Consider the following 4,716-nt stretch of genomic DNA (forward strand, 5'->3'; position numbering starts at 1 on the left):
CGTGAAATGTCGGTGAGACCCTGATAGTGCTTGTCTTAGAGAAGGGTTTTAACTGCCGTCAATTAAACATCTTAAGACTTCATAAGACGGGTACCGCTTTCGGTCGGACATTCGTCCCTCTATACATGCCTGTGAATACTAAATGCGAGTGAAATATAGGATGGGACTTCCCCGAGAAGTAAAAACGGACGGCGAAAACTGCTCACGGATAAATTTTTTGAGTATCCCTTCTGCGTGTATTCCTTGAAACATCCTACCCGTTATATTTCATGTCATCTTAATTTACTTTATATGCTGGAAATTGCATCAATTTAACGAATTCTATGAACATATGATTGTAAAGAAGGAGGACGAAAAATGGACAAAATTAGTCGTTTATCTTATCTTTTATACCAATCGGATGATGAGGAAGTTAAAGAAATTGTATTCAATTATTGAATGGTGATGTATTACTCAAAGACATAAAAAAAACAAAAAGTTTAAAAGCATATATTATAGCAACTGAAGCAAAAATCAATAAGGTTGATACACATGAGGTAGCTCTATTCGTAGAAAAATTTATGTTAATGGAAGTTTAAATTGAAATTGGACTTATAATTTGAACAAATGAATAATTAACCTCAGAGTTTTAAAGATTGCAAGGGATGATTGATAGCAAAGAGTGCTTTCTTTAAAGATTGGGCCACCAATGATAGGTGGTCTTTTTTTGTGGAGTCAGGAAAAAACGAATGTAATATAATAGAGGTTTTGTTACATTGGACAAATTTAAAATTCCTTTTTCTTAAGCCTTGCGATTGATTCGAACACTCACACATTTTTACTTTAATATAAAAAACCCATTCTGGTTCCTGTATGAATGGGTTTTCTACTGGCCAAATTCTAGGGGGAATTTGGCTGATCTTATTTTGGACTTAAGATATTAAAGGTATACAACAACAAAAAAATATTTTTTAACGGTGCTTTAATTGAAAAAGTATCAGCTAACACGTATACTGTAGCTTTTTTATGGAGAAGTGATGAAAAAACGAATATAACTTAATACATAAAAAGTTACATTCAGCTTGTTCTTTGAGTAGAACGTTTATTAAAGGTGCATAACTTAATAGTTATGGAACCGATACATATTCCATAAATGGTCCATTTTCTTGAATAAGAGAAGGGTCTATTAGAAAGTAAATCGTAGAGTATATCTAATTTATTCATACTGGCCGTTTAGTTTCATTAGAAGCAGAACGTTTTACTTTAATTTTTCCAATCACTAATAATAACAGCGGAAAAATAAAACATATGGTTAAGGAAAAAGTGGGCCATGTTTTAATAAGAAAGTTAGATAAATGTACAATATTTGGATGCATAAAGATTGCAAAGGTAATGATTAAAAATGCTAGTGGAAAAAGAAGAATTTGATAATTTTTTAAGCCGAGTACTTGGGCCAGTCCAAGGGAAATTCCATAATAGCAAAGTGTCAGCTTGAAATAAATGGTTAACATCCAAATAACTGCGACGATGACTTCCACTCTTTGTAAAAAGGTCCCAATACTTATTTTTTTCCCAAGCATATACGAAGGAAAGGTTTGTCTCGCAGTTAAATCAGGTCCCAATACTAATATACAAAAAGTAACCAAAATGGTTAGGAGGCATCCTCCAATTAATGTTCCTTTATAAAAGGCTTTTTTCATTTTTGCTTTTTGGGTAACATACGGTGTGATCATTAAAAATATCGGAAACTCTATTAATGATTCCCCTAAATAGATAAATGAACCCTTTACAATTGGCTTTATCCCTTCTCCGAAAAGAGGCTGTATATTTTCTACTTTGATATTAGGAATAAGCAATAAGAATAACATGAAAAGCAGCGCCATTATCCAAGGGAAAAATATTAATAATGTACGGCTGATTACCTCTAAGCCTAATCGGACACCGATTAAGCTGGTTAGTAAAAATATGATCATGATTATTTGGATAGGAGTATCAACCAATACTTCTGTCGTAAAAAACTCCCCTATTTCTCTTAGCGAACCAGAAGCAAGGTGAAAAAAATAATAAAGAAATAGCAATGAAGTCATTTTGCCAATCCATTTTCCCAATATTTTTTCATTATATTCAACATAAGTCATGGACGGAAATAATCCTGCTAGTTGGTTATATATAAGTATAAGAAGTAAACTGATGAGCGTGGTTAAGGCAGAAGCAATCCAGGCATCCTGTTTTGAAATCGCTGCAAGATAAGCAGGTGGCACAAGTATGGAAGTTCCTGTAGAAAATGCAATGATTAATATTTGAAATTCACCGGCGTTAATTTTACCTTTTTCGAGCATGATTTCCCCCAACTTAGCTGATAACATTTAGTATCCCAAAAAATTCCTTTATTTATTACTAAACTAGAAATGAAAAAGGAAGCTCAGCAGTATAAAAAGGAACTTCCAAAATCGAAGATTCTTCTTTTATACGTATAGCAGCACGTATTTTAAAGAGTAAAAACCTCAAATGTGACCGTTCGGTAGCCAGTAAGCGTTAGCTGACAAATAAAGCGATGTCTGTAAAGAGACGTGCGGCGGATTTGAATTGTTGAAAAAGTAAAAAAAGAGGAGTTTTATTCTTCTTTGTCAAAATAAAATAGCATACGTAAGGAGGGAGAAGAATAGTGGAACAGCGAGAACTAGGAATGTTTATGATACCAGTACATACTAAAGTCCAGTTAGAGAATGAGTTAAAGGAAATAAAAAACAAATACGAAAAATTGAATCCTAACAAAGAAGTAATATTAGATGTTAGACCGAACCCATCAGGTGTGGCATTTGATGAGACCGAGAACATTAATTTTTATGTTACAGTTTCATTAAAGCTAAAAGGAAAAGCCTTTCAATGACTGTTAATGAAATAATGTATATCATGTGACACATTTATGATATTCTATCATTTCTACATAATATCTAATAATAAAATAACGAGGTGCTTGAAAATGAATAAGACAGAATTAGTAAATGCTGTTGCCACACAAGCAGAATTAACAAAGTAAGATGCCACAGCAGCTGTGGATGCATTATTTGAAACCATCTCTAATACACTTGCTAAGGAAGAGAAAATCCAGTTAATTGGGTTTGGAACATTTGAAGTACGTGAACGTGCATCTCGAACCGGTCGTAACCCCGAAACAGGGGAGGAAATTCAGTCCCTGCCTCTAAGGTTCCAGCTTTTAAACCAGGCAAGGAATTAAAGGAAGCTGTTAAATAAGTTGGTATATCTATAATGGACCAAAATTGGACTATTGATGAGGAAAGAATGAGATAGGTAATAAGCCATTCCTAAAAACTAAGCCCTCTTGAGTACAAGAGGGCTTTATTCTTAATATTCTTATGGCAGCTCTCTTGTATTTTATAAATGGTATTACGGGCAACACCAACTTCACGATGAATATCCATAACACTCATACCTGATTCCAATAAATGTACAATTCGATCATAAATAACTTTATCTTTTCCGTTAGCTCCGGCATGATAGCGTTTCGCTCCACCTCGAAATTTCCCTTGGCTTTTAGCAATTTCGATTCCCTCACGTTGAGCTGTTCTGATTCGATGCCTTTCTTCTTCCACCATCCAAGAAAGCAATGTCAATACAATATCAGAGACTAGCTGGCCCATCCCTTCTACCAAAGAAAAGGGAGGCAAAAGTTAAAGAAAATGTTGATGAGCATAAACAAATGGATTTGAATACAGGTATCGAGCTGAAAATAGAAGAAATTTAGGGAGAAAATGAGACACTGACATCTTCAGAAACAGAGGAAGAATTAACAGATACTCAAAAAGAATTAGAAAAGTTAAAATTAATAGTAGAGCAGCAAGCTCAATTATTACAGGGTTTTATAGAATCTCAGAAAACTCTGAATATGTAGCTACAGCTGTTGAGTTCATTCGGGAATCTGTTCCTGCATTTACCATGAAATTTGAAAAAGAGAATGAAGGGTTTATTCTCCATCAAGATCTCAAACGATTTATTACCGTTTTAGAGAAAAATCCTGATACGTTCAAAGTAGAAGTCAAGATTACAAGAATAGAGGAAATATAAAATGGAAAGAAAAGGAGAAAAAAGGACAGGTCATTACTTTTAAAAGGGGGATTTTGAATGGATTTTTTAGTTCTCGGATCCTGGTTGCAATATCTCTTGTTGACTATGGGTGGATGTTTAATTTTCTCCTTCTTATTGTTATTTATATCCAATAAGTATATAAAAAAGAGATCAAATGGAACAAAATGATTAATTAAATGGAAACAAAAAAGTTAAACAAAAAGATTTTTTAAACAGGACAAAAAAACCATCCTGGGTATGACTGCCAAGATGGATTTTATGCCGTAAACCACGGTTTTAGGGGCCCTTGGTCAATAAGAAAAGCATCACTCTATAGAATACGTGCTACTTATACACACAAAAAGAATCCTCGATTGAAGCTCCTTTTTATACTGCTGAACCTTCTCCATCATTTCTAAGTGTAGTCATAAGTATAGGAATTTATTGGGATACTGAGTATATCCGGAATTATTGGAGGAAATTATGCTCGAAAAAGGAAAAATCAACGCCGGTGAATTTCTCATATTAGTAACTGTCTTTACAATCGGAAGTGCGATACTTGTTGCTCCCGCTCCAGTTGCAAAAGCAGCTAAACAGGATGCTTGGATTACGGCTATCTTGACAACTTTAATTTCTTTATTTTTTATTTTC

The 4,716-nt window shown here is 33.9% G+C and carries 4 protein-coding genes and 1 pseudogene; 3 read left to right on the forward strand and 2 right to left on the reverse strand.

Annotation, left to right across the window (positions count from 1 at the left end; translation table 11 throughout):
- Nucleotides 1–1,199: 1,199 nt before the first annotated feature.
- Entirely contained in the window at nucleotides 1,200–2,318 is a 1,119-nt protein-coding gene (locus tag JN080_RS28220) for a GerAB/ArcD/ProY family transporter (protein ID WP_256239268.1), read from the reverse strand.
- Nucleotides 2,319–2,644: 326 nt separating this feature from the next.
- On the opposite strand from JN080_RS28220, the gene JN080_RS28225 reads away from it, so the two are divergent.
- Both JN080_RS28225 and JN080_RS28230 read left to right on the forward strand, forming a co-directional pair.
- Nucleotides 2,645–2,869, forward strand: coding sequence for a hypothetical protein (locus tag JN080_RS28225; RefSeq protein WP_256239269.1), 225 nt, complete (start codon nucleotides 2,645–2,647; stop codon nucleotides 2,867–2,869).
- Between the two features lie 93 nt (nucleotides 2,870–2,962).
- Nucleotides 2,963–3,234: pseudogene (locus JN080_RS28230) on the forward strand (HU family DNA-binding protein).
- A gap of 71 nt (nucleotides 3,235–3,305) precedes the next feature.
- On the opposite strand, the gene JN080_RS28235 reads toward JN080_RS28230, so the two are convergent.
- Entirely contained in the window at nucleotides 3,306–3,641 is a 336-nt protein-coding gene (locus tag JN080_RS28235; protein WP_256239270.1) for a helix-turn-helix domain-containing protein, read from the reverse strand.
- Nucleotides 3,642–4,548: 907 nt separating this feature from the next.
- Here JN080_RS28235 and JN080_RS28240 point away from each other — a divergent pair.
- The coding region (locus tag JN080_RS28240) for a GerAB/ArcD/ProY family transporter (protein ID WP_256239271.1) at nucleotides 4,549–4,716 on the forward strand (168 nt) is incomplete at its 3' end.

It is taken from the genome of Bacillus sp. EB600 (assembly GCF_024494385.1).
Lineage (GTDB): Bacteria > Bacillota > Bacilli > Bacillales > Cytobacillaceae > JAEVLT01.

Coding starts and splice junctions, on each gene's coding strand:
- JN080_RS28220 (WP_256239268.1), bottom strand. CDS start 2,318: ATGCTCGAAAAAGGTAAAATTAACGCCGGTGAATTTCAAATATTAATC.
- JN080_RS28235 (WP_256239270.1), bottom strand. CDS start 3,641: ATGGGCCAGCTAGTCTCTGATATTGTATTGACATTGCTTTCTTGGATG.